The 26,341-nt window shown below is 69.5% G+C and carries 28 protein-coding genes, 1 tRNA gene and 1 pseudogene; 13 read left to right on the plus strand and 17 right to left on the minus strand.

Going from position 1 to position 26,341, the window contains the following annotated elements:
* Positions 1–19: 19 nt before the first annotated feature.
* From ACFPJ4_RS00105 to ACFPJ4_RS00125, 5 genes are all read right to left on the minus strand, one after another.
* Positions 20–916, minus strand: coding sequence for an ABC transporter permease subunit (locus ACFPJ4_RS00105; protein ID WP_386738226.1), 897 nt, complete (start codon positions 914–916; stop codon positions 20–22).
* Entirely contained in the window at positions 913–1,827 is a 915-nt protein-coding gene (locus tag ACFPJ4_RS00110; RefSeq protein WP_386738227.1) for an ATP-binding cassette domain-containing protein, read from the minus strand. Before ACFPJ4_RS00110 ends, ACFPJ4_RS00105 begins: the two co-directional genes overlap by 4 nt.
* A gap of 94 nt (positions 1,828–1,921) precedes the next feature.
* The gene (locus ACFPJ4_RS00115) at positions 1,922–3,580 is read right to left on the minus strand and encodes a DNA repair helicase XPB (RefSeq protein WP_386738228.1); all 1,659 of its coding nucleotides are present in this window, start codon (positions 3,578–3,580) and stop codon (positions 1,922–1,924) included.
* Between the two features lie 115 nt (positions 3,581–3,695).
* Complete coding sequence (locus ACFPJ4_RS00120; protein WP_386738229.1) at positions 3,696–5,573, minus strand: helicase-associated domain-containing protein; 1,878 nt, start codon at positions 5,571–5,573, stop codon at positions 3,696–3,698.
* Positions 5,560–5,823: a multidrug ABC transporter ATPase gene (locus tag ACFPJ4_RS00125; RefSeq protein WP_386738230.1), complete on the minus strand. Its 264-nt coding sequence runs from the start codon at positions 5,821–5,823 to the stop codon at positions 5,560–5,562. The genes ACFPJ4_RS00120 and ACFPJ4_RS00125 overlap by 14 nt, the downstream gene beginning before the upstream one ends.
* A gap of 62 nt (positions 5,824–5,885) precedes the next feature.
* On the opposite strand from ACFPJ4_RS00125, the gene ACFPJ4_RS00130 reads away from it, so the two are divergent.
* A complete protein-coding gene (locus ACFPJ4_RS00130; protein WP_386738231.1) occupies positions 5,886–6,266 on the plus strand; it encodes a cold-shock protein in 381 nt (126 codons plus the stop codon).
* A gap of 4 nt (positions 6,267–6,270) precedes the next feature.
* Positions 6,271–6,918 (plus strand): DUF3027 domain-containing protein, encoded by a 648-nt coding sequence (locus ACFPJ4_RS00135; protein WP_386738232.1) that lies wholly within the window; start codon positions 6,271–6,273, stop codon positions 6,916–6,918.
* Here ACFPJ4_RS00135 and ACFPJ4_RS00140 read toward each other — a convergent pair.
* Positions 6,874–7,032: pseudogene (locus tag ACFPJ4_RS00140) on the minus strand (DUF2530 domain-containing protein); the annotation flags it as partial. The gene ACFPJ4_RS00135 and the pseudogene ACFPJ4_RS00140 overlap by 45 nt on opposite strands.
* Positions 7,033–7,130: 98 nt before the next feature.
* Positions 7,131–8,243: a phosphoserine transaminase gene (gene serC, locus ACFPJ4_RS00145; RefSeq protein ID WP_386738234.1), complete on the minus strand. Its 1,113-nt coding sequence runs from the start codon at positions 8,241–8,243 to the stop codon at positions 7,131–7,133.
* A gap of 143 nt (positions 8,244–8,386) precedes the next feature.
* Between serC and ACFPJ4_RS00150 the strand changes: the two genes are divergently transcribed.
* The 6 genes from ACFPJ4_RS00150 to ACFPJ4_RS00175 all read left to right on the plus strand — a co-directional run bounded on the left by ACFPJ4_RS00150 (position 8,387) and on the right by ACFPJ4_RS00175 (position 13,178).
* Positions 8,387–9,079 (plus strand): metal-dependent transcriptional regulator, encoded by a 693-nt coding sequence (locus ACFPJ4_RS00150; protein ID WP_386738235.1) that lies wholly within the window; start codon positions 8,387–8,389, stop codon positions 9,077–9,079.
* A 360-nt stretch (positions 9,080–9,439) separates the two neighbouring features.
* Positions 9,440–10,075 carry a C40 family peptidase gene (locus ACFPJ4_RS00155; protein WP_386738236.1) on the plus strand — a complete coding sequence of 212 codons (636 nt, stop codon included), beginning with the start codon at positions 9,440–9,442 and terminating at the stop codon, positions 10,073–10,075.
* A gap of 325 nt (positions 10,076–10,400) precedes the next feature.
* A complete protein-coding gene (locus ACFPJ4_RS00160; protein ID WP_386738237.1) occupies positions 10,401–10,898 on the plus strand; it encodes an HNH endonuclease in 498 nt (165 codons plus the stop codon).
* 217 nt (positions 10,899–11,115) lie between these two features.
* On the plus strand, positions 11,116–12,201 hold the full coding sequence (locus tag ACFPJ4_RS00165) for a CHAP domain-containing protein (protein WP_386738238.1): 1,086 nt from the start codon (positions 11,116–11,118) through the stop codon (positions 12,199–12,201).
* A 24-nt stretch (positions 12,202–12,225) separates the two neighbouring features.
* Entirely contained in the window at positions 12,226–13,020 is a 795-nt protein-coding gene (locus tag ACFPJ4_RS00170; RefSeq protein ID WP_386738239.1) for an SDR family NAD(P)-dependent oxidoreductase, read from the plus strand.
* 83 nt (positions 13,021–13,103) lie between these two features.
* Positions 13,104–13,178 (plus strand) — tRNA-Arg (locus ACFPJ4_RS00175).
* Positions 13,179–13,241: 63 nt separating this feature from the next.
* Here ACFPJ4_RS00175 and ACFPJ4_RS00180 read toward each other — a convergent pair.
* Complete coding sequence (locus ACFPJ4_RS00180) at positions 13,242–13,838, minus strand: dihydrofolate reductase family protein (RefSeq protein WP_386738240.1); 597 nt, start codon at positions 13,836–13,838, stop codon at positions 13,242–13,244.
* 124 nt (positions 13,839–13,962) lie between these two features.
* On the minus strand, positions 13,963–15,465 hold the full coding sequence (locus ACFPJ4_RS00185) for a DHA2 family efflux MFS transporter permease subunit (RefSeq protein ID WP_386738241.1): 1,503 nt from the start codon (positions 15,463–15,465) through the stop codon (positions 13,963–13,965).
* Between the two features lie 99 nt (positions 15,466–15,564).
* Here ACFPJ4_RS00185 and ACFPJ4_RS00190 point away from each other — a divergent pair, with 99 nt between their 5' ends.
* On the plus strand, positions 15,565–16,239 hold the full coding sequence (locus ACFPJ4_RS00190; RefSeq protein WP_386738242.1) for a winged helix-turn-helix transcriptional regulator: 675 nt from the start codon (positions 15,565–15,567) through the stop codon (positions 16,237–16,239).
* A 97-nt stretch (positions 16,240–16,336) separates the two neighbouring features.
* Here the strand turns inward: ACFPJ4_RS00190 and ACFPJ4_RS00195 are convergent, their stop codons facing one another.
* Positions 16,337–17,500 (minus strand): epoxide hydrolase family protein, encoded by a 1,164-nt coding sequence (locus ACFPJ4_RS00195; protein ID WP_386738243.1) that lies wholly within the window; start codon positions 17,498–17,500, stop codon positions 16,337–16,339.
* A 110-nt stretch (positions 17,501–17,610) separates the two neighbouring features.
* On the opposite strand from ACFPJ4_RS00195, the gene ACFPJ4_RS00200 reads away from it, so the two are divergent.
* Positions 17,611–18,210, plus strand: a complete 600-nt coding sequence (locus tag ACFPJ4_RS00200; RefSeq protein ID WP_386738244.1) for a TetR/AcrR family transcriptional regulator — start codon at positions 17,611–17,613, stop codon at positions 18,208–18,210.
* A gap of 152 nt (positions 18,211–18,362) precedes the next feature.
* Here the strand turns inward: ACFPJ4_RS00200 and ACFPJ4_RS00205 are convergent, their stop codons facing one another.
* Positions 18,363–19,142: an SDR family NAD(P)-dependent oxidoreductase gene (locus ACFPJ4_RS00205; protein ID WP_386738245.1), complete on the minus strand. Its 780-nt coding sequence runs from the start codon at positions 19,140–19,142 to the stop codon at positions 18,363–18,365.
* A 282-nt stretch (positions 19,143–19,424) separates the two neighbouring features.
* On the opposite strand from ACFPJ4_RS00205, the gene ACFPJ4_RS00210 reads away from it, so the two are divergent.
* The gene (locus tag ACFPJ4_RS00210; RefSeq protein ID WP_386738246.1) at positions 19,425–19,775 is read left to right on the plus strand and encodes a hypothetical protein; all 351 of its coding nucleotides are present in this window, start codon (positions 19,425–19,427) and stop codon (positions 19,773–19,775) included.
* Here the strand turns inward: ACFPJ4_RS00210 and ACFPJ4_RS00215 are convergent.
* Together ACFPJ4_RS00215 and ACFPJ4_RS00220 are read right to left on the minus strand one after the other, a co-directional pair.
* Positions 19,772–20,476, minus strand: coding sequence for a spermidine synthase (locus ACFPJ4_RS00215; RefSeq protein WP_386738247.1), 705 nt, complete (start codon positions 20,474–20,476; stop codon positions 19,772–19,774). The two genes, ACFPJ4_RS00210 and ACFPJ4_RS00215, sit on opposite strands and share 4 nt — an antisense overlap.
* Before the next feature lie 153 nt (positions 20,477–20,629).
* On the minus strand, positions 20,630–21,961 hold the full coding sequence (locus ACFPJ4_RS00220) for an HNH endonuclease signature motif containing protein (RefSeq protein ID WP_386738248.1): 1,332 nt from the start codon (positions 21,959–21,961) through the stop codon (positions 20,630–20,632).
* A 120-nt stretch (positions 21,962–22,081) separates the two neighbouring features.
* Between ACFPJ4_RS00220 and ACFPJ4_RS00225 the strand changes: the two genes are divergently transcribed.
* On the plus strand, positions 22,082–22,501 hold the full coding sequence (locus tag ACFPJ4_RS00225; protein ID WP_386738249.1) for a (deoxy)nucleoside triphosphate pyrophosphohydrolase: 420 nt from the start codon (positions 22,082–22,084) through the stop codon (positions 22,499–22,501).
* A gap of 84 nt (positions 22,502–22,585) precedes the next feature.
* Here the strand turns inward: ACFPJ4_RS00225 and ACFPJ4_RS00230 are convergent, their stop codons facing one another.
* A complete protein-coding gene (locus ACFPJ4_RS00230) occupies positions 22,586–23,509 on the minus strand; it encodes an aldo/keto reductase (protein WP_386738250.1) in 924 nt (307 codons plus the stop codon).
* Between the two features lie 81 nt (positions 23,510–23,590).
* Here ACFPJ4_RS00230 and ACFPJ4_RS00235 point away from each other — a divergent pair, with 81 nt between their 5' ends.
* Entirely contained in the window at positions 23,591–24,160 is a 570-nt protein-coding gene (locus tag ACFPJ4_RS00235) for a TetR/AcrR family transcriptional regulator (RefSeq protein ID WP_386738252.1), read from the plus strand.
* A 112-nt stretch (positions 24,161–24,272) separates the two neighbouring features.
* On the opposite strand, the gene ACFPJ4_RS00240 is transcribed toward ACFPJ4_RS00235, so the two are convergent.
* The 3 genes from ACFPJ4_RS00240 to ACFPJ4_RS00250 are packed head-to-tail and all read right to left on the minus strand — an operon-like array spanning position 24,273 to position 26,270.
* A complete protein-coding gene (locus tag ACFPJ4_RS00240) occupies positions 24,273–25,244 on the minus strand; it encodes a DUF3761 domain-containing protein (protein WP_386738253.1) in 972 nt (323 codons plus the stop codon).
* Positions 25,245–25,246: 2 nt separating this feature from the next.
* Positions 25,247–25,855, minus strand: coding sequence for a hypothetical protein (locus ACFPJ4_RS00245; RefSeq protein WP_386738254.1), 609 nt, complete (start codon positions 25,853–25,855; stop codon positions 25,247–25,249).
* Positions 25,839–26,270 (minus strand): hypothetical protein, encoded by a 432-nt coding sequence (locus ACFPJ4_RS00250; protein ID WP_386738255.1) that lies wholly within the window; start codon positions 26,268–26,270, stop codon positions 25,839–25,841. Before ACFPJ4_RS00250 ends, ACFPJ4_RS00245 begins: the two co-directional genes overlap by 17 nt.
* Between the last annotated feature and the right edge of the window lie 71 nt (positions 26,271–26,341).

Here is a 26,341-nt window from a genome sequence, read left to right on the forward strand (position 1 = left end):
GCACTCCGGGCGGAGCCCCCTAGGCGTCGCGGCGCTTGACCAGGATCGCGCCCACCACGAACGCCACCGCGAACCACCCCAGGAGCACGAGCAGGCCCTGCCACGAGTCGAGCGTGATGTTCTGGATCGCGGTTCCCGCCGCGCCCCCCGCACCGCTCCGTGACGTGACGGTCTGGGCGGCCGCCGGGTACGCGTACAACTTGCTGCCCGCGTCGCTCGGCAGGAAGGCCGCGATGTTGCCCGGCCATTCGGCCTGGGTGACCCGGGCGAGCACCTGCAGGATGATCGGCACCACCAGCACGAGGCCGAGCGAGGCCGCGATGCTGCCCGCGCTGTTGCGCAGGATGAGGCCGATCCCGAGCGAGAGCACGCCGATCAGGGCGAGGTACCCGGCGCCGCCGATCAGGGCGAGCCAGACCGCGCCGTCGCCGAAGTCGGGATGGACCCCCTTGGCGGGCAGCAGCGGGGCGGTGACCAGGGCGGCGGCGATCAACGACACCAGCCCGACGACGAAGGTGCTGACCCCGAACACGAGCACCTTGGCGATGATCGCGGGCAGGCGCTTGGGCACCGCCGCGAAGGTCGAGCGGATCATCCCGGTTCCGTACTCGCCCGTGATCACCAACGCGCCGAGCACGGCGCTCACCAGCTGACCGAACCCGATGCCGAGCGTCGCCGCGGTCACCCACGTGCTCTGCTGCGAGTCGTGACTCGCGACTCCCTTGATCGCGGGGACCGCCGCGGCGATCAGCAGGCCCAACCCGACCGTGAGCAGCACGATGATGATGTAGCACCACATCGTCGAGCGCAGGCTGCGCAGCTTGATCCACTCCGAGCGCAGCACGCCGGCGAAGGTCAGCCCTGACGCACCGGTGCTCTTCGCCGTGGCCGCCGCGTTCGTGGTCATCGTAGTCATGACTGCACCGCCCCTGCGTGGTATTCGACTTCGTCCTGGGTGAGGGCGAGGTAGGCGTCTTCGAGCGATCCGGAAACCGGCGAGAGCTCGTGCAGCACGACGCGTTCCTGGGCCGCGAGTTCGCCGATGCGCGGCGCCGGAAGCCCGGTCACCTCGAGCAGCTCGGGTTCGGGGTGCTCGACGGTCGCCCCGTTCTGCGTGAGCAGCGGGGCGAGGCGTGCGACGTCGGGGGTGCGGACGCGGACCGCGGTGCCGGTGGCCATCGCCTCGATGGTGGCCACCGGGGCGTCGGCGATCACCCGACCGCGACCGAGCACGATGATGTGGTCGGCGGTCTGCGCCATCTCGCTCATCAGGTGGGAGGAGAGGAAGATGGTGCGGCCCTGCTCGGCGAGATGCCGGGTGAGCTGGCGGACCCAGATCACGCCCTCGGGGTCGAGGCCGTTGACCGGCTCGTCGAGGATGAGCACCGCGGGGTCGCCCAGCAGCGCCGCGGCGATCCCGAGCCGCTGCCCCATCCCGAGCGAGAAGCCGCCGACCCGCTTGCGCGCCACCGATTCGAGCCCGGTGAGGGCGATCACCTCATCGACGCGCTGTCGCCGGATGCCGTGAGTCGCCGCCAGCGCGAGCAGATGGTTCTCGGCGGTGCGCCCGGTGTGCACGGCCTTCGCGTCGAGCAGAACGCCGACCTCGCGCAGCGGGGCCCGCAGCTCGGAGTATTCCCGGCCGTTCACCGTGACGCGGCCGGCCGTCGGGCGGTCGAGCGCCACGATGAGCCGCATCGTCGTCGACTTGCCCGCGCCGTTCGGACCGAGGAACCCGGTGACCATCCCGGGCTTGACGGTGAAGGTCACCTCGTCGACGGCGGTCTTGGTGCCGTACCGCTTGCTCAGACCAACGGCCTCGATCATGACATCTTCCTCATGATCTCAACGCTATGCCGTGGATCGCGCCGGGTCGTCATCCCGAAGGAGTACGCGCGATGTCTCCGAGCCGCCCTCCGCGTCAGGCTGCCGCGAGCGCGTGGGCGTCGAGGATCGTGTAGCTGTAGCCCTGCTCGGCGAGGAAGCGCTGTCGGTTCTGGGCGAAGTCCTGATCGACCGTGTCGCGGGCGACGAGCGTGTAGAAGTTGGCGGGCAGCCCGCTCTCCTTCGGGCGCAGCAGCCGGCCGAGGCGCTGGGCCTCCTCCTGGCGGGAGCCGAACGAGCCGGAGACCTGGATGGCGACCGTCGCCTCGGGCAGGTCGATCGAGAAGTTGGCGACCTTCGAGACGACCAGCACCGTGGTCTTCCCCTCGCGGAAGTCCTGGTACAGCCGCTCGCGCTCGTCGATCGGGGTGGCACCGGTGAGCTTGGGGGCGTCCAAGGCGAGCGCCAGTTCGTCGATCTGGTCGAGGTACTGGCCGATCACCAGGATGCGCTCGCCGGCGTGCTTGGCGACGAGTTCCTTCACCACGCCGAGCTTCGCCGGCGCGGTCGCCGCGAGCCGGTAGCGCTCGTCGTCGGCGGATGCCGCGTACTCCAGTCGCTCCTGCTGCGGCAGGTCGATGCGCACCTCGTAGCACGAGGCGGGGGAGATGAAGCCCTGCGCCTCGATCTCCTTCCAGGGCGCGTCGAAGCGCTTGGGGCCGATGAGCGAGAACACGTCCGACTCCCGCCCGTCTTCGCGCACCAGGGTCGCGGTCAGCCCGAGGCGGCGGCGGGCCTGTAGATCGGCGGTCAGCTTGAACACGGGGGCGGGCAGCAGGTGCACCTCGTCGTAGACGATGAGTCCCCAGTCGAGCGCGTCGAGCAGCGCGAGGTGGGCGTACTCGCCCTTCCGCTTCGCGGTGAGGATCTGATAGGTCGCGATGGTGACCGGCCTGATCTCCTTCACCTGGCCGGAGTACTCGCCGATCTCGTCCTCGGTGAGGCTGGTCCGCTTGAGCAGCTCGGCCCGCCACTGCCGCGCGCTGACCGTGTTGGTCACGAGGATGAGCGTGGTGGTGTCGGCGCGCGCCATCGCCCCGGCGCCGACGAGGGTCTTGCCCGCGCCGCAGGGCAGCACGACGACGCCCGAGCCGCCCGTGAAGAAGTTGTCGATCGCCTGCACCTGATACGGGCGCAGGCCCCAGCCGTCGGCCGCATTGAGGTCGATCTGATGCGGGGTGCCGGGGGTGTACCCCGCGTGGTCCTCGGCGGGCCAGCCGAGCTTGAGCAGCTCCTGCTTGACCTGGCCACGGGCCCACGGCAGCAGGGTCCACTCCGTGGAGCTGCGTCGCACGCCCAGGAACTGGCCGACCTTGGGGCTGCGGGTGATCTCGGCGAGCACCGCGGGATCCGTCGCCGTGATGATCAGCTCGCCGCTCTGACCGTCGGGGCTCGCGTCGCGCTCGATGACGAGCCGACCGTAGCGGCCGACCGTCTCGGCGATGTCGATCGAGACCGACTGCGGCACCGGGAACTTGGCGTAGTCCTCGAGGGTCGCGAGCATCTGCTCGGCGGTGTGCCCGGCCGCGCGCGCGTTCCACAGTCCCAGCCGCGTGATGCGGTAGGTGTGCACGAACTCGGGAGCCCGCTCCAGTTCGGCGAAGACCGCCAGCTCGTGCCGGGCCTCCTCGGCCTGCGGGTGCGCCACCTCGAGCAGCACGGTGCGGTCGCTCTGCACGATGAGGGGGCCGTTCATGCGGTGCCTTTCCTGCGGTCGGGTTCTGCTGCCGATCCTGTTGCCGGGGATGCTGCACCGCGACAACGGGCGACCTGCAAGCCTAGCGGCCCCGCCTGTGGGCCGCCGCGTCGGCTCAGGCCGGACGGACCGCCGTGATCGACGACAGGGGGAGGGTGCGCTCGATGTCCGCGCGGCGGTCGCGAGCGCGAAGGCGTCCGCTCGCCATCGAGGCGGGCTCGAGGTGGTAGTCGACGTCCGAGCCATCGGGCAGCCGCACGCTCACGACCACCGCCATCTTGTTCTTCACCGCGGTCTCGAGTTGGCGCGCGAGCCAGGCCTGCCCGGTCTCCTCGGGGGTGACAGCCGACCCCGAGCGCACTCGCGCCACGAGGATCGCCGCCGTGTCGTCGCTCAGCGCGCCGCCGGCGCCGACCCGACGCTCGCGACGCAGTTCGATGATCCGGCCCTCCGCGTCTTCCGCCACGACCGGGTACCGCGCATCCGCGAGCGCCCAGTAGACCGGCGCCATGTCGATGCGGCTGAGCAGCCGATGCTCGTCGTCGGCCCGCAGCGCGAGCGGGGCGAGGTTCTGGTCGACCGCGAGCTGGTGCAGCAGGGCGGTGTCGTTCGAGTGCACGTAGCTGGCCATGCCGAAGCCGCCGCCCGACGTCGCCCCCGGGTCGAGCGCACCGACCCGCAGGGTGCCGAAGCGGGCCGCCGTGTCGGCCAGCAGGTAGTCGAGGGGCTGCGGGATGCCGGTGAGCGAGATCCCGGTCAAGAACTCGGTGATGCTGGCGGAGGTCTCGCCCGCGATCATCGCGCGGGTCAGGCTCGCGCCGGTGACCCGGTAGGTGGATGCCACCCCCCGCGCCTCGACGTCGGCCAGGCCCCGCAGGCGGTTGTCGACCGCCGCGACGAGCGGACCGGGCGCGATGATCGACAGGTCGTGCTGCACGTACACCTGCTCCACCTCGGCCGGAAACAGGTCCGCCATCGCGGTGGATGCCGCCTCCACCCCGTCCACGAGCAGCGCGGTCCCCGGAGTGGACGGGGTCGCCCCGCCGACCAGCCCGAGCAGCTCGGCTTCGTGCCCGACCGTGCTGAGCCGCTGGCGGATCCAGTCTCCGCCGGCCGGGTACAGCCAGGTCACGAAGTCGGCCAGCCGCTCGCCCCAGACGGCGTGCGCGAGTTGGCGCAGCACCAACCGCAGCTCGTCGGGCAGGCGCTCGAGCCAGCCGGAGGCGAGCGCCGCCCAGCGCTCGAGGCGGGCTCCGGCGAGCCAGGCTGCGGCTGCCCCGCTCGGCGACCAGCTGCCGCCCTCGAGCGTGGCCAACCCGGCCCGGCTCGCGATGTCGAGCAGCACGTCCACCTGGTCGCTCTCGACTCCCGCGAGGGCGGCGAGCCGCCGACCGTCGGGTAGCGCGACACCGCCGCGGGCGAGCTGTCGAGCCGGCTCGTCCCGCAGGGCGAGCAGCAGCTCGGTCACGGCGGTGACGGTCGCGAAGGCGCGGTCGCCGGCTCCGCGGTCGACGAAGCGGGCATCCGACTCGCTCACCGGCTCGAGGGCGGGTGGCGGGGTGCCTCCGACCAACTCGGTGCGGGAGGGCAGGCCGAAGGCCGGCCAGGCGGTCAGCTGCTCGACGACGGCATCCCAGGGGGCCACGCGCCCGGACTCCTCGCCCAGCAGGCCGGCGGCGACGCCGGTCGCGATCCGCTCGTCGACCTCCTGCCGCGTCGCGCCGAGGGCGTCGGCGAGCTGGCCGGCGGTCGGGGCGCCGGTCGTCGCGGCGAGTTCGCCGGCGACCGCGAGCAGGGCGAGCGTCGGCCGATCGAGACGCTGCAGCGCCGTCTGCACCGACGCACGGTCGAGCAGGGCCTCCGCCAGGTCGAAGAAGTCGCGGATGCCCTGCTGCCGCACCCCGCGATCCGTCACCAGGCGGGTCAGGGCGTCGTCGTCGAGCGCGCGCAGCCGGGCCGCGAGCGCGAGAGCGGAACCGCTAGTTGCCGGCATCCCGCGCGAGTCGAGCGCGCCGCGTGACCGTCAGCACCAGGAAGATCAGCAGCAGAACGACGGCGAGGGGCAGACCGATCAGGGGCAGCGCCGCCGCTGCGGGCCAGACACCCACCGTGAAGTCGGCGCGCATCGCGCGACCCACGAAGATCGCAGCGATCGCCACGATCGAAATGCCCGCGACAGAACCGATGACGAACGCCAGGATGCGTTCGATACGATTGAGGGGCACACGGGTGTTCTCTGCCACGACACCAGGATAGGGCCAGCGGACCGGCCCCACGCCCCATGCATCACGAGGAAGAGGTCCCCATGCCCACCGGCAAGGTCAAGTTCTACGACGAAGACAAAGGCTTCGGCTTCATCGCATCCGATGACGGCACGGAGGTGTTCCTGCACGCCTCCGCCCTCCCGGCGGGCACCGTCGTGCGCGCGGGCAGCCGGCTCGAGTTCGGCATCGCCGACGGCAAGAAGGGCGCGCAGGCGCTCTCGGTGCGCGTGCTCGACGCTCCGCCGAGCCTCAGCAAGCTCACCCGGCGCTCCGCCGACGACATGGCGATCGTGGTCGAAGACCTCGTGAAGCTGCTCGACGGCATCGGGGCGGGTCTGCGGCGCGGCCGCTACCCCGACAAGCAGCACGGCTCGAAGATCGCCGCCGTGCTTCGCAAGGTCGCCGACGACCTGGATGCGTGAGCTCGTGAGCGACACCGAGCTGGTCGATCTGGCGCGGGCGGGGTTGCTCGAGGTGACCCCGGCATCCACGGTGGGCGAGATGCTCGAGCAGTCGACCGACGACCAGGGCGTCACGACCGTGCTGTTCGCGGCGACGATGCTCGGCTATCCGGGCTGGCACTGGACGGTCAGCCTCGCCCGGGTTCCGGGCGAGAGCCCGACCGTGCTCGAGGCGGAACTGCTGCCCGGCGAGGGCGCCCTGCTGGCCCCGGACTGGGTTCCGTGGTCGGAGCGGCTCGACGACTACAAGGCCGCGCAGGCGGCGATCGCCGCGGGCGAGCTGGCGGCGGGCGGAGCGTCCGACGAGAGCGCCGAGCTCGACGACGAGGACGATGACCTCGGCGACGACCTCGACGAGCTCGACGATGATGATGACGACCACGACGAGCACGGCGACGACGATCTGGGCGACGACCCGGACGACGGCATCGACTTCGAGTCGGATGCCGTGCTGGCCGAACTCCCGATCGAGGAGTTCATCGAGGGCGAGCTAGCTGTGCCGGCGTCGATGGGTGACGACGAGCAGGATGAGGCCGATCCCGAGTCCGACGAGGACGGTCCAGAGCCACCAGCCGCGCCCGTCCGCAAGCAGCGGGCGAAGAAAGAGCAGTAGGCCACCGAGGGCCACAAGCCAGAGCACCAGCCCGACCAGCACGGCCTTGCGGTCATCCGTCTTCACGGGTGCTGGATCGGGGCGACGCTCCGAGTCCTTCAGCCACAGGCGCATGCTGCCAGCCTAGCGACGCCGTCATCGCGCCGAGAGCGCACAAACGGTCGCTTTGGCGGCGGGTATTGCGACGCTTTGTGGACTTTCGGCGGCGGGCGTCAGGCGGCGGTGTGCTCGACGACGAAGTCGATCGCGCGCGTCAGGGTGCGCACGTCCTCCGGTTCGATCGCCACGAAGGTCGCGATGCGCAACTGGTTGCGGCCGAGCTTGCGGTACGGCTCGGTGTCGACGATGCCGTTGGCGCGCAGCGTCTTGGCGACCGCGGCCGCGTCGATGCTGTCGTCGAAGTCGATCGTGACGACGACCTGCGAGCGGTGCTCCGGCACGGCGACGAACGGCGTCGTGAACGCGGTGCTCTCGGCCCAGTCGTAGAGGATGCCCGACGACTGCTTCGTGCGGGCGTCGGCCCAGGCGAGCCCGCCGTTGCCATTGATCCAGTCGATCTGGTTCTCCATGAGCAGCAGCGTCGACACCGCGGGGGTGTTGAGGGTCTGCTCGAGGCGCGAGTTGTCGACCGCGTTCTTGAGGCTCAGGAACTCGGGGATGTAGCGGTCCCCGGCGGCGATGCGCTCGATCCGCTCGATCGCCGCGGGCGACACCAGCGCGAACCAGAGGCCGCCGTCGCTGGCGAAGTTCTTCTGCGGGGCGAAGTAATAGACGTCCATCTCGGCCGGATCGAAGTCGACCCCGCCCGCGGCGCTCGTCGCGTCGATCACGGTGAGCGCTCCCTCGTCGCCGTGCACGCGGGTCACCGGAGCCATGACGCCGGTCGAGGTCTCGTTCTGGGGCCACGCGTAGACGTCGATGCCGGGGAGCACCTCGATCGCGCTGCGCGATCCGCCCGGCGCCGAGATGACGTGAGGCGCCTCGAGGAACGGCGCCGCGGCCGCGCCGGCGAACTTCGAGCCGAACTCGCCGAAGGTCAGGTGCTCGCTGCGGCGTTCGATCAGCGAGAAGGCCGCGGCATCCCAGAATGCGGTCGATCCGCCGTTGCCGAGCAGGATCTCGTAGCCGTCGGGCGCGTGGAACAGCTCGCCGAGTCCGGCGCGCACCCGGCCGACCAGGTTCTTCACCGGGGCCTGCCGATGGGAGGTGCCCAGCAGCTCCGCGTGTGCGGAGAGGTGCGCGAGTTGCTCGGGGCGGACCTTGGAGGGCCCACAACCGAACCGGCCGTCGACGGGAAGCAGGTCGCGGGGGATCTCGAGCGTCACGGGTCAATCGTACCGACTGCGGGGCGCCCCTCCGCGCGGCCGGATCCGTCGTCCGATGCGCTCCGCCCGGCCCAGCGAGGCCCGGCGAACGGGAGGTGGCCCCGGTAGGCTTGGCCGGTCCGCTGCCACCCGGGGAGTCCACGATGACAGATCTCGTCGACACGACAGAGATGTACCTGCGCACGATCCTCGACCTCGAAGAAGAGGGGATCGTTCCGCTGCGGGCACGCATCTCGGAACGGCTCGGTCACTCCGGCCCGACCGTGTCGCAGACCATCGGACGGATGGAGCGCGACGGCCTCGTCACCGTCGAGGGCGATCGGCACCTGGCTCTCACCACGCAGGGGCGCTCCCGCGCGGTGCACGTCATGCGCAAGCACCGCCTCGCCGAGCGACTGCTCGCCGACGTGATCGGGCTCGACTGGGCCTATGTGCACGACGAGGCATGCCGCTGGGAGCACGTCATGAGCGAGCAGGTCGAGCGCCGGCTGCTGGTGCTGCTCGACCACCCGACCGAGTCGCCGTACGGCAACCCGATCCCCGCCCTCGACGAGCTGGGCGATCCGCTCGCGGCCCCGTTCCTGCACGGCGTCGTCAACCTGGTGAAGCGCGTCGAGGGGGTCGAGGGCCCCGTCAGCGGCGTGATCCGCCGCCTCGGCGAGCCCGTGCAGTTCGAGCCGGAGTTGCTGCAGCAGCTGCTCTCGGCCGGGGTCGTGCCGGGAGCTCAGGTCACCATCTCGGCGGCCGGATCGTACGTGCTCGTGCAGGTCGACGGCCACGGCGAGGGGCTCGAACTGCCCGTCGAGGTCGCGACGCACGTGTACGTCGCGAGCTGAGCATCCGCGTCTCCTCCCCAGGCCGACGCGCCACAGGATCCCGCCTAGACGGCGCGGTCGACTGGCGGCACGGCATCCCGTCGCGTACAGTTGCGAAGTCCTCTCGGCCACGCAAACCGGTCGGAGGCCGCACTGCAGGGCGTCTCGTTCACCCATCCTCTGCCGCGCGACGTGACATACGACAGGGATGGGGCGGCACACCTAGCCGGCCGAGACGCAGGAGATTACCTCTTGTTCTCAGGTACCACCCGCCGCTCGGCGAACCCGACAGAAGTTCCCTCGACTGACCTCTCGCCCGTTGACGCCTCGCGCCGCCGCCGGCCGAACGGGCGCAGGCCCGCCTTCGTGAACCTGGCCGTCATGGCCATCGCGGTTCCCGCGATCTTCTGCACCGTCGCCTTGCCGGCCTACGCCGCCCGCCCCGCGCCCTCGACAGCGGGAGCGGATGCCACGGCCGAGCTGCAGCACATGAAGTCGACCGACGCGCAGGCCGTCGCCGTCGCGAGCGACGTGCAGGTCGACGTGTCGACCCGTGACTCGTTCACCGCCACATCGGTCGCCGAATTGAAGCGCGCCCAGCTGCGGGCCGCGCTCGCCACCTACAGCGGCCCCTCGGTGCGCGCCCTGCTGGCCAACCCGCCCTACCCCAACTTCAGCCTCGACCAGGTCGTCGCGGTCGCCAAGCAGTACGTGGGCGTTCCCTATGTCTATGGCGGCAACACTCCCGCCGGTTTCGACTGCTCGGGCTTCACCCAGTACGTCTACGCCCAGTTCGGCGTCTCGCTGCCGCACTCCGCGTCGCATCAGGGCTCGGGCGGAACCGCGATCGCGCCATCCGCTGCGCTGCCGGGCGACCTCGTGGTCATGGATGGCGGCGGGCACGTCGGCATCTACCTGGGTGGCAACATGATGATCGATGCCCCGTACCCGGGCCTCAACGTCGAAATCCGCGCGATCTACACACCGAGCCACTGGTTCGTCCGCTACGGAATCTGAGCGTCGCAGACTCGTCGCCCCGCCCGTTTTCCGTGTCGTCACCGCACGGTGCCAGAACTGTGCTCGTTTTCGGGTTAACCTGGTGCTCTCGGTATCAACGGATTTCGGGAGAGCCCATGTGGAACTCGAGCAGCATCCCCACCACGGATGCGCGCGCGATCTTCCGCATACGGCACAGCATTCGTCCGGTCGTGCACTGTCACGTCCGGAGTGACTAGGCGCTGTCGTTCGCGACGGCGCCTTTTTCGTGTGCTTCTCCTGAAATCCGGCGAACCGGGGGATCGAATGCCCGCAAGCCGTGCGGGCGTCTTCGAGAGGAGCCCCTGTGCGAACCCTGGTACTCAACGCCGGCTATGAGCCGCTGGCCGTCGTGTCTTTCAAGCGGGCCATCGTGCTCGTGCTCGACGGCAAGGCGTCGATCGTGGCGAGCGATGACGAGCACCCCGTGCTGAGCGCATCGGGGGAGTGGGAGCGGCCGTCGGTCATCCTGTTGCGCCGCTATGTGCGCATCCCCAGCGGGCGGGCCGTGCCGGTCTCGCGTCGTGGGGTGCTGCGCCGCGATTCGCAGCGGTGCGCCTACTGCGGCAACTCCGCCTCGACGATCGATCACGTCATCCCGCGTTCACGCGGAGGCGCCGATAGCTGGGAGAACCTGGTCGCGTGCTGCCTGCGCTGCAACAACATCAAGGGCGACCGGACGCCGCACGAGATGGGTTGGTCGCTGCGCTACGTGCCACGGCCCCCGCACGGCACGGCCTGGCTGGTGCGCGGGGTCGAGCGTACCGAGCCGAAGTGGGAAGAGTTCCTGGCGCCTGCCGCGTGAATCCGGGTCTCCAGGCGCCTCGGTACCGCACCCAGGTTGCGGGTCGTTATCTCAACGTGACATTCGGCATGAACTCGCGTAACCTCGATCGGGTCGCTTACCCGGAGGATTTATGACGGAACGCGAGATCCCGGACGGATTGGGATTTCTCTTCAGCGGTATGACGGACGAATCTTCTCCCTCGTCTGCACCGCCCGCCGTCAGGGGACCCGAAACCGTGAGCCCTGTCTTTCCCTCACGTCGTGAGCTTCGCGCCGCCGGCGCCTACCGGGTCGAGGCGGATGTCGCGGCTCCCGTCGTTCCCGTCAACACCGTTCCGCCCGTGCCCCGGCCGACCCCGGAGCTCGAGGCCACGCAGGCGTTCGACGTCGTGGCCGCCTTCGGTCTCACTCCGAAGACTTCGAAGACCCCGACGACCGCGGGTTCCCCGAACTCGGCGAACTCGGCCGTGCTCGGCTCCGGCGTCACCGGTGCTGCCCCGACGCGACGGGACCTGCGCCCCTCCGCCCAGCTCCCGTCGGCTCGCGAGGCGCACCGCAACCGTGAGAAGCGCGCTCACCAGGACTCCGCACGGCGCACACCTCGGTTGTCCGACGAGCGCAAGTCGCTCCGCCAGCGCCTCACCGGTGTCGGCGTCATGGTTCTCGTCGGCGGTCTGTTCGCCGTTCTCGCGCTGCCGGCGTACGCCGACAACAACGCGACGTCGCTGACCACGGCCGCGCAGCTGTCATCCCAGAAGCTCTCGGTCAACTCCGCCGCCGCCGCCGAGGTCACGGCCGACGTGAAGCGCGATGGCTACACCGCCACGAGCGCAACGGATCTCAAGAAGCTGTACGCCGACGCGATCCGCCAGCGCAACCTGGCCGACTACCTGCAGTCGGGCGCGAAGGCGCAGGGTGACGACTACCCCTGGTTCGCCGAGCTCTCGCGCAACCAGGGCGGCGGGCTTTCGCCGCTCAACTACTACTACCGCGAGTGCGTCGACTTCGTCGCCTGGCGCATCAACCGCGACCAGGGCTCGACCTCCGCCCCGTTCAAGTGGACCTGGAGCAACCTGACCCCGAGCGGCGGCAACGCCAGCCAGTGGAAGTCGGCATGGCTCAACCACGGCTGGGCCACTGGTTCGACTCCGGTCGTCGGGTCGGTCGCCTGGTTCCCCTACAACCATGTGGCGTACGTCAGCGGCATCCTCAACAACGGTCAGGTCATGATCGAGGAGTACAACTGGCAGGGCCAGCACGTCTACGGCACTCGCGTGATCAACGCCGACGACGCGTACTACCTCTACGCCCCGCCCGCCTGATCCGGCGGTCGTAGAGTCGGAGGCGTGGACCTCCAACTGAACGGCAAGCGCGCGATCGTCTCCGGCGGCAGCAAGGGCATCGGGCTCGAGATCGCCCGGGCGTTGACCCGTGAGGGGGCGGATGTCGCCCTCTCCGCCCGGGGCGCCGAGGTGGCCGAGGTGGCGGCGCAGTTGGCGTCCGAGTCGGGGCGTCGGGTGATCGGGGTGCAAGTCGACACGGGCGACGACGCAAGCGTGCACGCCATGGTCGCCCGGGTGGTCGCCGAACTGGGAGGCGTCGACATCCTGGTCAACACCGCTGCGACCCCGTGGTCGCCCGACAAGAACGTTCCGACGATCGAGACCAGCGACGAGCTGATGCGCGGCGAGTTCGAGATCAAGGTGCTCGGCTACCTGCGCACCGCCCGCGCGACCGCCCCGCACATGGTCGAGCAGGGCTGGGGCCGCATCATCAACATCAGCGGACTGGGTGCCCGCTCCGCGGGCTCGGCCGCCCAGACCGTGCGGAACGTGGCGGTCTCGGCCATCACGAAGAACCTGGCCGACGAGCTGGGACCGCAGGGAGTCAACGTGACGGTCGTGCATCCGGGACTCACCCGCACGCCGGCCCTCACTGCACGCCTGGCCGAGCGCGCCGCAGCGGAGGGCACGACGGTCGACGCGCTCGAAGCGGCTCTCGTGCGCAACTCGATCCACCGCATCGTCGACGCCTCCGAGGTCGCGGATGTCGTGGCCTTCCTGGCTTCGCCCCGCAGCATCGCGATCACCGGCGATGCGATCGCCGTCGGCGGCGGCGTGCCGGGGCCGATCTACTACTGAGGCGCGGCGGGGGCGGCGGCCGGATCGGCGCGGCACCCGTGCTGCCGCCGCGACGTCGCGCGCTCGTTAGACTCGATCGGTCAGCCTCTGTAGCTCAATGGAAGAGCAGTTCCGTCCTAAGGAAAGGGTTGGGGGTTCGAGTCCCTCCAGGGGCACCATGAGGGTGCGACGGAACTGAAACCGGCCCTTCCCGCTGTCGGCGACGCAACAGGGTCCGCGACTCATGCGTATCGCGGGCGACCGCCGACTCGGTAGGTCAGCCCCACGATCCCGGTGGGGAAGACGCGAGAGTCCTCCAGGTCCAGGGCGAAGTCGCGGCCTTCGCGCGGGAGGAACGGCTCGCCCTGGCCCACGATGACCGGGAACTGGATCAGGTTCAGCTCGTCCACCAGTTCGTTCTCGAGAAGCCAGCGCGCGAGGGCGACACTGCCCACGAGGAGGAGGTCCCCATCGGAACCGGCCTTGAGCGCACCAAGACGTGTTGCGAGGTCACCCGAGATCACGGTCGAGTGCTCCCAGGCCGGCTCGGTCACGGTGTTCGATACGACGTACTTCGGTTTCGAACTGATCGCCTCCCCGAACCCGCCATCGTCGTGACGCGCGCCCCAGTACGTTTCAAACAAGTCGAACGTCTTGCGCCCGAGCAGGAATGCGTCGGGCCGTCGCCACGTGTCGAGGATGTAGCCGGCGCACTCGGGGTCGCCCATCCCTATCGCCCAGCCGCCGCGCGTGAAGCCGGGGTCCATCTCTTCGTTGTTGCCACCGTTCGCCTGGGCGACGCCGTCGAGGGTGACCTGCAAACTGACGGTCAGTTTCATGCCGCGTTCCTTTCGACTAGATCAGTTCAGCTAGATCAGTTCACCTGGATCAGTTCACCCAGATCAGTTCACCCTGATCAGTTCACCCTGATCAGTTCAACCAGATCGGGGGAAGTGTTTCAGTTCAGTTCGACGAGTCAGCGGGTACCACCGGCTTCCGGACGAAGAGGGCGAGAACGATGACCGCCAGTGACAGGATGCCGCCCGCCACGAACGCGAGGTGGGCGCCCGACGCGGCGGCGGCGGGCGAAGGCAGGTCGGGGTTCGCCGCACCGGTCGATGCCACGCCTGTCGCGTAGAGGGCGACGAAGATCGCCGTGCCCGCAGCGCCGGCGACCTGTTGCAGTGTGGCGATGGTGGCGCTGCCGTGCGAGTACAGACGCGGAGTCAGCGAGCCGAGCGAGGCGCTGAATGCCGGCGTGAAGAGGAACGCGAGCGACAGCATGAGCACGATGTGGGCGGAGAGCAGGACCACCCAGGACGAGTCCTCGCCGAGGCTGAGCGCCATGGTCCACAGCGCCACGGTCAGCGCGATCGCGCCGGGGACCACCAGGGGTCGCGGACCGAAGCGGTCGAAGAGCCGGCCGACGGTCGGCCCGGCGAGACCCATGAGCAGGCCGCCCGGCAGAAGGATCGCTCCGACCCAGAGCGGGTCGAGTCCGAGCGTGTAGCGGGCGAACTGGGGCAGCACGATGAAGGTGCCGAACAGGGCGACCATCGCCATTGTCATCATCGCGACCGAAACCGCGAAGTCGCGCGAGAGGAAGGTGCGCAGGTCGAGCAGTGCCGAGTCCTTGCGCTGCAGGACGAGCTGCCGCCAGATGAAGAAGCCGAGCGTTACGAGCCCGACGGCGATGGCAATCCACGGCCGGACGGCCACCTCACCGACCGCGGCTGCGCCGATCTGGCTGAGCCCGAAGACGAGGGCGGAGAACGCGAGAGCGGACAAGACGACGGACAGGGTGTCCAGCGGGACGTTGCGGGTCTCCGACACGTTCGGCACCCGACGCATCCCGATGACGAGCATCGTGAGCCCGATCGGCAACATCACCCAGAACAGCCCCTGCCACGGCAGCACCTGGATGAGCGCACCCGAGACGATGGGGCCGACGGCGGGTGCCAACGACATGACGATCGAGACTCGTCCCATTACTCGCCCGCGCTTCTCCATGGGGATGGTGGTCATCACCGTCGTCATCATGAGGGGCATCATGATCGCGGTGCCGACGGCCTGGACCACGCGTCCAGCGACCAACACCTCGAACATCGGCGACAACGCGGCGATGAGCGTGCCGGCGACGAAGCTTGACATCGCGATGGTGAAGACCGTGCGGGTGCGCAGACGCTGCATCAGCCACCCGGTGATCGGGATGACGACCGCCATCGTGAGCGCGAACGCCGTCGTCAGCCACTGCCCCTTGGTCGCATCGATGTGAAGCGACTCCTGGATGCGCGGCAGCGCCACGGCCATCATGGTCTCGTTCAGGAACACGACGAAGACGGCCGCGAGCAGGAGCCGAAGGGCGGTGCGGTTGCGAGGTGCGAGGTCGTCTACCGGCTGGCCTGCGGTCTGCTGGGCGGGGGCCGGGGCGGCATCCGTCTCGGTACGTGCGATGGTGTCGGTCATGTCCTTCTCCCTCGGCTGCGCGCTGCATAAAATGAAGTGGCCTGCTTCACAAAATAAAGCACACTGCAATTAATGAAGTCAAGTGCTAATCTGAGGTTCATGACGAACCAGCACTACGACCAGTTCTGCGGGCTGGCGCGCGCGGCCGAGATCGTCGGCCAGCGTTGGACGCTTCTGATCCTGCGCGATCTGAGCGTGGGTCCCCGGCGCTACACGGAGCTGGTAGCCGGACTGCCCGGCATCCCGACGAACACCCTGGCTTCTCGACTCAAGGAACTCGAGGACGAGGGAATCGTCGAGCGGACGGCGCCGAGCGGAGCGGAGCGCTCGATCGTCTACGCGCTCACGCCGCGCGGCGAGGAGCTCCGCCCGGCGCTCGACGCCCTCTCCCGGTGGGGCGCAGGTGGAATGCGTATGCCCCGTGACGGCGAGATCGTCACCACGGCATCCATCACCGCGGCGCTGCGGGTGGCCGCGGGCGACGGCGTCGTGCCGAGAGAATGGGACTCGACGTACGAAGTGCACGTCGGCGAGGTGACGGCGCACGTGATCATGCGCGACGGCGTCATCGTGGTCGGTTCGGGTCCGGTCGAGAACCCGCAGCTGGTCATCACGGCGGGTCCGCAGATTCGCGACGTGCTGGCGGGCGAGCTGGATGCGGCGACCGCGATCGCGACGGGCGCCGTGCAAATCGAGGGCGACCCCGCGCTGTTCGAACGGTTCGCCGACACGCTACGCGTCCCGTTCAGCGTCAACGTGCCCGCCATCGCCTGATCCGGGCGTCCCGGGCGTCCCGGGCGTCCCAGGCAGCGCAGCAGGGATGGGCGATTGGTCGGATGAGGCCGCCCCGATTTCTCGTTGGGGGTCCGTCTCAGGAGCGGAGGCTCCTCAGCCCGGTGCGGATCTCGCTGACCATGATCTCGGGCTGTTCGAAGGCCGCGAAGTGCCCGCCCTTGTCGGCCTCACCGTAGTGGATCAGCTCGCGGTAGGTGTCGTCGATCCAGCTTCGGGGCAGGCGGGGGATGTCGGCGGGGAACACCGTCACCGCGACCGGGAGCGACAGCTTCGGGCCGGCCATGCTGCTCCCTTTGTTCTCCCAGTAGATGCGGGCGGACGACGCGGCGCTGTTGGTGAACCAGTAGGTCGAGATCGCGTCCAGGATCTCGTCGGTCGTGAGGGTGTCCTCGGCGAGGCCGTGATTGTCTGTCTTGGACTGGAACTTGTCGTAGATCCAGGCGGCCTGGCCGGCCGGCGAGTCCGCCAGAGCGATTCCGATGGTCTCCGGCTTCGTTCCCTGAAGGTGATTGGCTCCCCCCAGCTCGCCGGCGTAGAGCGCGAGGCCGTCCACGGCGCGACGCTCTTCGGGCGACAGCGTCTCGGGGATCTGCTCGGGGAAGGCGTACGGGCTGTTCAGGTGGATTCCGAGCAGGCCGTCGGGCCGCATCGCCCCGAGAACGGTGGTGACGACGGAGCCCCAGTCACCGCCGTGGGCGGCCCACTTCTCGTAACCCAGTCGCCTCATGAGCTCCACCCAGACGGTCGCGATCCGGGTCACGTTCCAGCCGGTCTCGGTCGGTTTGCCGGAGAAGCCGAATCCCGGGAGCGACGGGACGACGACGTCGAAGGAGTCCTCGGCGTCTCCGCCGAAGGCGACCGGGTCGGTGAGCGGCCCGATCAGCTTCAGGAACTCCACGATCGACCCAGGCCACCCGTGCGTCAGGATGAGCGGCATCGCATTCGGATTCCGGGACCTGACATGGATGAAGTGGATGTCGACTCCGTCGATCCGCGTCAGGAACTGCGGGAAGCGGTTGAGCTCCGACTCGAATCGGCGCCAGTCGTATTCGCGCTCCCAGTAGCCGATGAGCGCCTCGGCGTTCTCCCGACGGACGCCCTGCGACCAGTCGGTGACCGTCTCCCGATCCGGCCAGCGAGTTCTCGCCAGTCGCAGCTTCAGGTCGTCGATCTCGGAGTCCGGGATCGCGACGGTGAAGGGGCGGATCAGGGGGGAGGCTTCGGGCGCGGATGCGGTCATGGTCGTGTTCTCCTGAGCAGTGAAAGTGCAACGATCGATTGCACAGTCGTGTGCAATGCACACAGCTGTGCAATCTACTTCATTGCACACTGTTGTGCAATGATCTAGTCATGCCGATCGAATCCGCCCGGGCGCGCTCCATGAACGAGACACGCGATCGCATCCTCGATGTGGCGCTCGAGGTCCTGGGGCAGAACCGTGACGCAGGGATGGGCGACATCGCCGCCGCCGCGGGCGTCGTCCGCCGTACCGTCTACGGGCACTTCCCGGCCCGGGCCGACCTCGTGCGATCGCTCACGCAACGTGCGGTCGACGAGATCGCCGCCGTGCTCACCGAGGTCGACACCCCCGAGGGTGCAGCCGATGCGGCGTGGGTCGATTTCGTCCGCCGGCTGTGGCCGTTGACTCGTCGCTACCGGGTCATCCTGGCGTTGCGGCGCGGCGAGTACGGCCGAGAGATCCACGCTCTGCTCGGCCCGGTCGACACGACCCTCGCCGACCTCGTGCGACGGGGTCAGGACAGCGGCGTGTTCGGGCGGCACCTGCCCGCGGAGGTCCTCAGCCAAGTCGCTTTTGCCGCGGTCTTCTCCATCGCCGACAACGACCTCTCGAGCGGGAGTCTCGGCGCTCGGGCAGCTGCCATGACGAGTCTGCTCATGCTGGGGGTCCCCGAGGCGCGCGCCACGACTCTGGTGGAGGGCCGACCGTGACGTTGGGACGCTGACGTACGGACACTGACCTTCGGACACTGACGTTCGGACACCGAGGCTCGGCCTTGGGGTGAGGCACGGCGAGGACCTGCTGGGCTGCGAGGGTGTCGCCCGAGGGTTCCATGGGGTCGGGCTGTTCTTGTCGCGCGCCGCTACGACGACAGGAACCCGCCGTCGACCGGGATCGCGGCGCCCTGGACGTAGCTGGCCAGGTCGCTCGAGAGGAAGAGCACGACCTTGGCCACGTCATCCGGGTACCCCCAACGGCGGTTGGCGAGGCGCTGCTGAAAGGCGTACCCGGTCTGGGCGAGCTTGAAGCTCAGCCGCAGCACGGCGTTGCGCACGAGGGCCTGGGTGCCGGGGGTCGTGATCGCGCCGGGGATGACCACGTTGGTACGGAACCCCTTGCTGCCGTAGTCGCGCGCGAGCGAGCGGGTCAGCGCGAGCACTCCGGCTTTGCTGATCGAGTAGTGCACCATGTCCTCTTTGAACGGGAGGATCGCCTCGACCGAGGAGGTGTTGACGATGACGCCGCCGCGTGAGCCACGCCGTTCGATGAATCGCTGGCACATCCAGAACGTCGCGTTGAGGTTGATGTCGAGCGTGCGGCGCAGGTAGGCCTCGTCGACTTCGAGAAAGTCCCTCATCGGGTAGATCCCCGCGTTGTTGACGAGCACGTCGGGCAGTTCGTCCCGTTCGAAGTGCCGCCAGAGGGTGTCGATGTTGAGCTTGTGCTCCAGGTCGACCACCTGCAGCTCGTGTTCGGTGCCGGTCAGGGTGGCGAGGGTCGCGTCGAGGCCCCGGCTGTCGGAGTCGACCATCACCAGCCTGGCGCCCGCCTCGTCGAACCGGGCGCAGATCGCCCGTCCGATTCCCGAGCCGGCGCCGGTGACCATGACCTTCTTGCCCGTGAACAGGAGTTGATCGATCAAGGGTGTCTGTCTGCGAACCATCAGATGCCCACGACGCAACTCATCTGGAGACTCCCGCTCATATCGAGGATGCCGAACTCGAGGTCGATGCTAGGTCGCGGTGGGTGGCGGGCGAGAGGGTCTTTGGTCGCGTCTGGTCGCGTCGATGGTCGCATCGATGGTCGCGGCGCTGGTCGCGGCGCTCGGATGAGCGCGATCATGGGGCGAGCCCGGTCAGGCGCCTGAGGTCACGCGCACCCTCGTGAGCCTTGAGCTGAGCCCCGTCGTCCGGATACTGGGTGCATGCGAAAGATCGTCGTCATCTCCATGATCAGTCTGGACGGCGTGCTGCAGGCGCCCGGCGCCCCGGACGAGGACCCCTCGGGCGGTTTCGAGTACGGCGGGTGGAGCGCCCCCTACGGCGACGACGCGTTCAACGAGCTGTTCGCGCCGCTGATGGAGCCGAGCGACCTGCTGCTCGGCCGCAAGACCTTCGACATCTTCGCCGGCTACTGGCCCCAGCACGCCGACAACTGGCCCGGCATCAACGAGGTCACGAAGAACGTCGTGTCGCGCACCACGACGGCGCGATCGGCGCGATCGGCGTGGTCGGCGCGATCAGTGCGTGTGATCGCGTGGTCGCGCGGTTGTTAGAGGCGCGTCGCGACGTAGACCGTGTTGGATGACGTGCCGCCGGTGAGCGGGTTGTCGAAATCGACGACGTGCGCCTCAACCCGAGCGAACGCGGAGCCCGCGATCGCGACGAACTCGTCGTCGGGGGGATCGTCCGACCAGAGGGCGAACACGCCCTCGTCCGCGAGGTGCCGGGTCAGCGCTCGCAGCCCGGATGGGGTGTACAGGTCTGCGTGACTGGGGTCGAGCTGGTGGCGTGGGGAGTGATCCACGTCGAGCAGGATCGCGTCGTAGCGGATGTCGGACGGTTCGGGTGCGCGTCGCATGACGGCGAAGAAGTCGTCCAGCACGAGGCGCGTTCGCGGGTCGCCGGTGAGCGACTCGGAGACGGGCAGCAGGCCACGCTCGTGCCAGTCGATGACGGCCGGCATCGTGTCGATCACCGTCATCACGCTCACTCGCGGGTCGCGCAGGGCGGCGATCGCCGTGTAGCCGAGTCCGAGGCCCCCGACCAGGACCTGCAGATGGTCGCCCCGGACTGCCGCGAGGCCGAGGCGGGCCAGCTCCTCCTCCGCCACGGTGAACAGGCTCGACATCAGGAACTCGTCGCCCAGCTTCACTTCGAAGATCTCGACGCCGAGCGACGCGTCGGTGCGCCGCCGCAGTGTGAGGTCGCCCATGGGGGTGGGCTGCCAGTCCAGCTCTTCGAATCGCGCGCTCACCGGCTGCAACTTGTCATGCCCCCACGGTAGGCCGGATGCCTGCCGCCGACGACCAGTTTCTGGCGCGGTGGTGCGTGGCGGCCCTGGTCAGGCGTGCTGCGGCGAGCCAGCGTGACGTGGCGAGCCGACGTTGAGCGGTGACCGCACAGGTGCTCAGTTCGTGCCGGCGCGCCCGCGACGGTAGACGGCGTTCTTCGGGATCAACGGGTGCGCCTCGCGATGCAGCCCGTCGCCGGGCGGCGGCTCGAAGCGATAGTCGCCGCCGAGCCGTCGGATGCGCCAGCCATTGTTGTGCACGAGGAGATGATGATGGCGGCACAAGAGGATCCCGTTGCTCACGTCGGTGGCTCCGTGATTTCGCTGCCACTCTTCGATGTGGTGGGCTTCGGTCCACGACGGTGGCCGGTCGCAGCCGCCGACCGCGCATCCGCCCCAGATCGCCGCGAGAGCGGTGCGCTGAGCGTCGGAGAAGGTGCGGCGGCTTCGTCCGAGCCGGAGCGCCGACCCTGCGACGTCGAACTCGATCGCGAGAAAACCGTCGGCGCACGCGAGGCGCTCGACCGTGGCGATGGAGACGGCCTCGGTCTGACCCTCGATCCGCCCCGCGCCGGCACCCCGGGCCAGGTCGGAGGCGGTGACGTGCACGCGCACCGCGGGCTTGCGGGTGCCGAAGACACGGCCGGAGTCTGCGCACGCGGCGATCCGGACCATCTCGACCAGGGCATCCACTGCCAGCTGTTCGGTGGTGCGCTCGTCGCGGATCACGGCGTCGGCACGTGCTGCAACCTCCGGGTCGACGAAGCGCGGCCCGCCGCGGCGCGGCGAGGTCACGGCATCGACGGCGTCGGTGACGAGAGCCGCCGATTCCGGGTCGAGGAGGCCGACCAGCCGCGTCATGCCGTCGGGCTGGCGAGTCAATCGCAGGAAGCGCTTGTCGCGCAGCGCCGCCTCGCGATCGATGATGCCCGCCTCATCGAGTTCGTCGCGCAGCTCGCGAGCCTGTCGGGCGACCTTCTCGGGCGGCAGGGAGGCCGCGGATTCCAGCAGCGAGTGGGCGGCATCCGCGAGGTCGTCGGCCGCGACGGTGGGGGAGGGCGCGCCGAGCCCGGTCTGAATGGCGGCGGCCGCTCCGATCGAGAGGGAGCCGGTGGTGACGTGGGTGGCGACCTCGCCGAGCCAGGGCGCCGGGTCGCTCATCATGGTGCCAACGGCGGTGATCGCGCGGGCCTCGGTGCCCGAGGTGCCGGTGAGCTGCGACACCAGCGCGTCGGCCGTGCGCGCTCCCGCCCGCTGCGCGAGTCCGTCGTAGCCGAGCTCGAGGGTGGACCGCGCGGCCACCACACCTGCCAACATTGCCAGCCCGGCATCCACCTCGCGGCGCGCCTGCGCCCACGCCCGCATCACCTCGATGAGTTCGAGATCGTCGGCGCGCGCGATGCCCTCGAGGGCGGGAACCTCGAGGGAGACGGTCGCGGTGATGGTCACGAGATCATTCTCCCAGAGAGAGAACAAAGATTCTAGAGGTTACGCCATAGTAGTGGATAAGTATAGAAGAAATATTCTATGAAGGAATCGAGACGAGCCACCATCGGTAGCGTCATCCACATGAATGCCCTGCCCGCAGCCCCGAGCGCCGAACCGCTGCAGGTCGTGGCCGCGGTCCTCATCCGCGATGCCGCGGTCCTGGCCTGCCGCCGTCGCCCCGGCACGTCGGCGGCAGGCCTCTGGGAGTTCCCCGGCGGCAAGGTCGAAGCCGCCGAGTCGCCCGAGCAGGCGCTGCGCCGCGAGCTTCGCGAGGAGCTCGGCATCGACGTCGACGTGCTCGAGCTGATGCATCGCGAAACCACTCGCGTGGGCGAGCTGGATGTCGATCTCGCCTGCTACGCGTGCAGCACCGTTGCGCTGGGTCCGATCGCGAGCACCGACCACGACCGAGTCGTGTGGCATCCGCTGGACCGACTCGACGAGCTGAACTGGGCCCTGCCGGACCTCCCCACGGTCACCCTGCTGAGCCGGCTGATGTGATGGTCGGCGGGCAGCGCGCCTCGAACGCTTGAACACTCGAACACTCGAACACTCGAACACTCGAACGCTCAAGCGCTCAAGCGCTCAAGCGCGGGCGCCCACCCGCCCCAGCTCGTCGAGACGGGCGACGATCTCGTCATCCAGGCGGATGTCGCCCGCGGCCACGTTCTCGACCAGGTGATCGAGGTTGCTGGTCCCGGTGATCAGCAGGATGCCGGGCGCGTGCTGCAACAGCCAGGCGAGCCCGATCTGGGCGGGCGTCGAGCCGAGGGCGGCCGCGGCATCCTGCACCACCCGCTGATCCGCCACCTTCGCGAATCCGTCGAACGCCGAGCCGAGAGGGAAGTACGGCACCCACGCGATGCCCTCGCGCGCGCAGAGCCCGAGCAGATCCTCGTGCTCGCGGTTGAGCAGGTTGTAGTAGTTCTGCACGCAGACGATCGCCGCCGGCAGCGCCTGCTGCAGCTGGTCGAGCCGGACGTTGCTGAGCCCGATCCCGTCGAGCTTGCCCTCGTCGCGCAGGGTGATGAGCTCGGCGAGCTGGTCGTCGAGGTCGACGATCTGGTCGCCTGTGGCGATGATGCCCGGCGCGTTGTCGGTTCGGCGCAGGTTGACGACACCGAGGCGGTCGACCCCCAGTTGCGCGAGGTTGCTCTCGACCTGCGCGCGCAGTTCCGCGGGCTTCTGGGCGGGCACGAGTCGCGCGCTCGCCTCGTCGTCGACCGCGCCGATCTTGGTGGCGAGCACGATGTCATCGCGGTCGGCGTAGGGAACGAGCGCCTCCCGCAGCCGCCGGTTCGCCTCGCCGTCGCCGTAGAAGCTAGCGGTGTCGAAGTGGGTGATCCCCAGGTCCACCGCGTGGCGCACGATCGCGATCGCGTCGTCGGCGGGGATGGCGGGCCGCCCGCCCCGCTCGGCCAGCTGCATGACGCCGAAGCCGATGCGCGCCACGGGGGTGCCCGCGAGCGTCCAGGTGCCGCCGGGCCGGGGGATCGTGGTGTCGGTCATGCGCGTCTTCTCTCTGCCATACTCTTCAAAAGCGGAGGTTCCTCCGCATCTCGACGATAGCAGAAACGGAGGTGCCTCCGCATGGCCCGAGTGGATGCCGAGCGCAACCGCGAGCGCATCCTCGAGATCGCGACGCGCGCCTTCACGACCGGCGACGGTTCGGCACCGGTCCCGCTCGAGGCGATCGCCCGCGACGCCGGGGTCGGCATCGGCACCCTGTACCGGCACTTTCCGACCCGCGACGCCCTCGTGCAGGCGGTGCATGCGACCGAGCTCGCCGCCCTGCTGGCGAAGGCCGACGAGCTGCTGGCGCGGCACGAACCCGACCGCGCCCTGCGACTCTGGATGGACGACTACGCCGCGTTCGTCGCCGGCAAACGCGGCATGGCCGAGAGCCTGCGCGCCCTGACGCAATCCGGCGCGGTGTCACCGATGGACACGCGAGCCCGGGTGACGAGCACGATCGGGCAGCTGCTGGATGCGGGCATCCGGGCGGGCACGCTGCGCGACGACGTGCGGGCCGAGGATGTCGCGGCGAGCCTGGTCGGCACCTTCCTCTCGCTCGACCGCTCGGCGCCGACCGCCGAACGCGATGCCCAGGCGACGCGGATGCTCGACCTGCTGTTCGACGGCATCCGCGTGCGCGGCTAGCCGGGCGCCAGCGCAGACCCGACCTCCTCGCGGTACTGCGGCGCTAAGCGCAGATCGACGTCGCGCTCTTCACTCCGGTCAGCCCCAGTCCACGCACATGGACGCCGCTTCGCTAGAACCACACCGCCACACCGCCGTGATGGGAGCAGGTGCCCTGCCGATGCGCCGAGTAAGAGAGGGAGCCATCCTTGCACTGAGCGGTCGCCCCGCCATGGTCGGCGGGTGCCGCGGGTGCCGCGGGTGCGGCGGGTGCCGCAGGCGCAGCCGGCGGCGCGACCGGTGGCGGCGAGAGGTAGAGCACCACGGTCGAACCCGCGTAGAGGGGCGTCCCCGCCGCCGGGCTCTCTCGGCTCACCGTCCATCCCGTCCAGTCGGCCGGAGCCGGCTGGCCATCGGCGGTCTGCAGGGTGACGGCGAATCCCGCCGCTTGAAGCGCGGCTTGAGCGGTCGCGGCGGCGGAGGTCGAAAAGTCGGTCAGCTGCGCGATGACCGGTGTGGGTGTGGGGGTGGGTGTGGGAGTCGGCGTGGGACTGGCCGTCTCAGGCTCGCTCGTCTCGCTGCTGGCCGGCGCTGAACTGCGGGTGTCGCTCGCCGACTCTGTGCTCGGGCTGTGCGGGACGATCGCACCTCCGACGATCAGAAGCACCACCGACGCGGCGATGACGAGAGCGCGGATGCCCGACGACGCCGGGATGTTCAGCCAGGTTCGACGCTTGGTTGCGACGGCGATGATCCCGGTGATGAGCCCGGCCAGGCTGACGACGAGCAGGAAGCCTCCGAAACCGGCGCTCAGTCCGATGAGTGCAGCCAGCAGAACGAGGCTGCCGACGATCCAGAAGAGGGTGGTCGGACGCCAGGCGTTGCCAGAAGGGGCGGGGGCTGGGTCCACCGCGACAACCACAGCCGGCGCCGCATCCGCGACCGCCGCCGCGCCCGCGGCCGGAGTCGCACCCGCAGCCGCCGCGGCACCCACCCCGGCTTCGCTGAGCGGCACGCTCATCTGGCTCCACCGGGCTCCGTCCCACCAACGAAGTCGGGTCGGGTCGTTCGGGTCTGCGAGCCAGCCTGCAGAGGGAAGGGACATGGTCAGCTCGATTCGTCGAGGTCGATGGCTGCGACCAGATCGGCCACGTCCGGCTCTTTGCTGAGGTCGATCGGCGCGACCGTGAGAGCGGCGCCTCGGTAGTTGACGACGAGATCGGTCGAGGCGTCGTGCAGGATCGACGTCGCCGACGCCTGATCCCACGCGACCCCGTTCAAGGTCGTCCGGTCGAACGCGGCTGCGGCCAGTGCCTCCGCGGCGACGGCACCGAACCCGTTCGGGGCAGCGGTGCGAACCGCCACGATCCGCGCGGAGGTCAGGCCGGGCGCCACCGCCAAGGCTTCGCGAACCGTCACCAGCAGATCCCCCGCGACGAGCTCGCGGTAGTAGGCGTCGCGATCCTTCTTGGTCATCTTGCGGATGCTGAGGTTGCCGGCATCCGTCGTGGTCGGAAAGCGGTCGGGTACGACGGTGTCGTCGGGCACCATGACCACGAGGGAGGCCTCGGGCCCGTCGATCGAGAGCACCGCGGCGGCGGCGTCGTTGTCTTCGAATGCCCGAGTGAGCAGCTCCTCGGTGACATCGGGGTCGTTGCGCAGCAGCTTGGCCCACCAGTCGCTGAGAAACGCGGCACGCTCATCCCGCTGCCGCACCCTCTCCCGCGAACTGCAGAGCGGCGAGCGCCTCGGCGGCCCGATCGGCTTCCGCCTTGGCGGCTTTGCGCTCCGTTCGCGCGAAGACGCGGATGCCGACGAGGTTCTGCTTGCGCAACTGCACACGAAGCGGCGCCACGTCGATCGGTTGAGGGTCCGGCTCGGTGGGTTCGGTCATCTCGGCGAACGAGTGACGATGCAGGGAGAGGATGCCGTTCAGCGTCGCCCGCAGCTCCTGGGCCGTCTGCAGTTTGCTCGCCTGCAACGGTGTCATTCCGGTGACCGATCTGACGCCGCGGGACGAGGCCGAGCCTCGCCCCCCGCTCAGGCTGGAGTAGTAGCTGACCGGCCCGAGTCCCGTCGAGAAGCCGGCCCGGCCGCCACCCACATGGACTCTGGCGATTCGCGGCCCCACGCTGGTTCGTATGCCGCGGCTCGACGCGCGGACCCTGATCCCGGGCGCAACACGAATTGAGAACCCCATGA

Source organism: Lysinimonas soli (genome assembly GCF_042655435.1).
Classification (GTDB): domain Bacteria; phylum Actinomycetota; class Actinomycetes; order Actinomycetales; family Microbacteriaceae; genus Lysinimonas; species Lysinimonas soli.

What these genes read in the sequence shown, in the direction of transcription:
- ACFPJ4_RS00210 (WP_386738246.1), top strand. Translation starts at nt 19,425, where the DNA reads ATGCGAAAGATCGTCGTCATCTCCATGATCAGTCTGGACGGCGTGCTG.
- ACFPJ4_RS00115 (WP_386738228.1), bottom strand. Translation starts at nt 3,580, where the DNA reads ATGAACGGCCCCCTCATCGTGCAGAGCGACCGCACCGTGCTGCTCGAG.
- ACFPJ4_RS00230 (WP_386738250.1), bottom strand. Translation starts at nt 23,509, where the DNA reads ATGACCGACACCACGATCCCCCGGCCCGGCGGCACCTGGACGCTCGCG.
- ACFPJ4_RS00105 (WP_386738226.1), bottom strand. Translation starts at nt 916, where the DNA reads ATGACTACGATGACCACGAACGCGGCGGCCACGGCGAAGAGCACCGGT.
- ACFPJ4_RS00185 (WP_386738241.1), bottom strand. Translation starts at nt 15,465, where the DNA reads ATGACCGACACCATCGCACGTACCGAGACGGATGCCGCCCCGGCCCCC.
- ACFPJ4_RS00235 (WP_386738252.1), top strand. Translation starts at nt 23,591, where the DNA reads ATGGCCCGAGTGGATGCCGAGCGCAACCGCGAGCGCATCCTCGAGATC.
- ACFPJ4_RS00155 (WP_386738236.1), top strand. Translation starts at nt 9,440, where the DNA reads ATGGCCATCGCGGTTCCCGCGATCTTCTGCACCGTCGCCTTGCCGGCC.
- ACFPJ4_RS00150 (WP_386738235.1), top strand. Translation starts at nt 8,387, where the DNA reads ATGACAGATCTCGTCGACACGACAGAGATGTACCTGCGCACGATCCTC.
- ACFPJ4_RS00130 (WP_386738231.1), top strand. Translation starts at nt 5,886, where the DNA reads ATGCCCACCGGCAAGGTCAAGTTCTACGACGAAGACAAAGGCTTCGGC.
- ACFPJ4_RS00200 (WP_386738244.1), top strand. Translation starts at nt 17,611, where the DNA reads ATGCCGATCGAATCCGCCCGGGCGCGCTCCATGAACGAGACACGCGAT.
- ACFPJ4_RS00240 (WP_386738253.1), bottom strand. Translation starts at nt 25,244, where the DNA reads ATGTCCCTTCCCTCTGCAGGCTGGCTCGCAGACCCGAACGACCCGACC.
- ACFPJ4_RS00190 (WP_386738242.1), top strand. Translation starts at nt 15,565, where the DNA reads ATGACGAACCAGCACTACGACCAGTTCTGCGGGCTGGCGCGCGCGGCC.
- ACFPJ4_RS00110 (WP_386738227.1), bottom strand. Translation starts at nt 1,827, where the DNA reads ATGATCGAGGCCGTTGGTCTGAGCAAGCGGTACGGCACCAAGACCGCC.
- ACFPJ4_RS00195 (WP_386738243.1), bottom strand. Translation starts at nt 17,500, where the DNA reads ATGACCGCATCCGCGCCCGAAGCCTCCCCCCTGATCCGCCCCTTCACC.
- ACFPJ4_RS00120 (WP_386738229.1), bottom strand. Translation starts at nt 5,573, where the DNA reads ATGCCGGCAACTAGCGGTTCCGCTCTCGCGCTCGCGGCCCGGCTGCGC.
- ACFPJ4_RS00225 (WP_386738249.1), top strand. Translation starts at nt 22,082, where the DNA reads ATGAATGCCCTGCCCGCAGCCCCGAGCGCCGAACCGCTGCAGGTCGTG.
- ACFPJ4_RS00180 (WP_386738240.1), bottom strand. Translation starts at nt 13,838, where the DNA reads ATGAAACTGACCGTCAGTTTGCAGGTCACCCTCGACGGCGTCGCCCAG.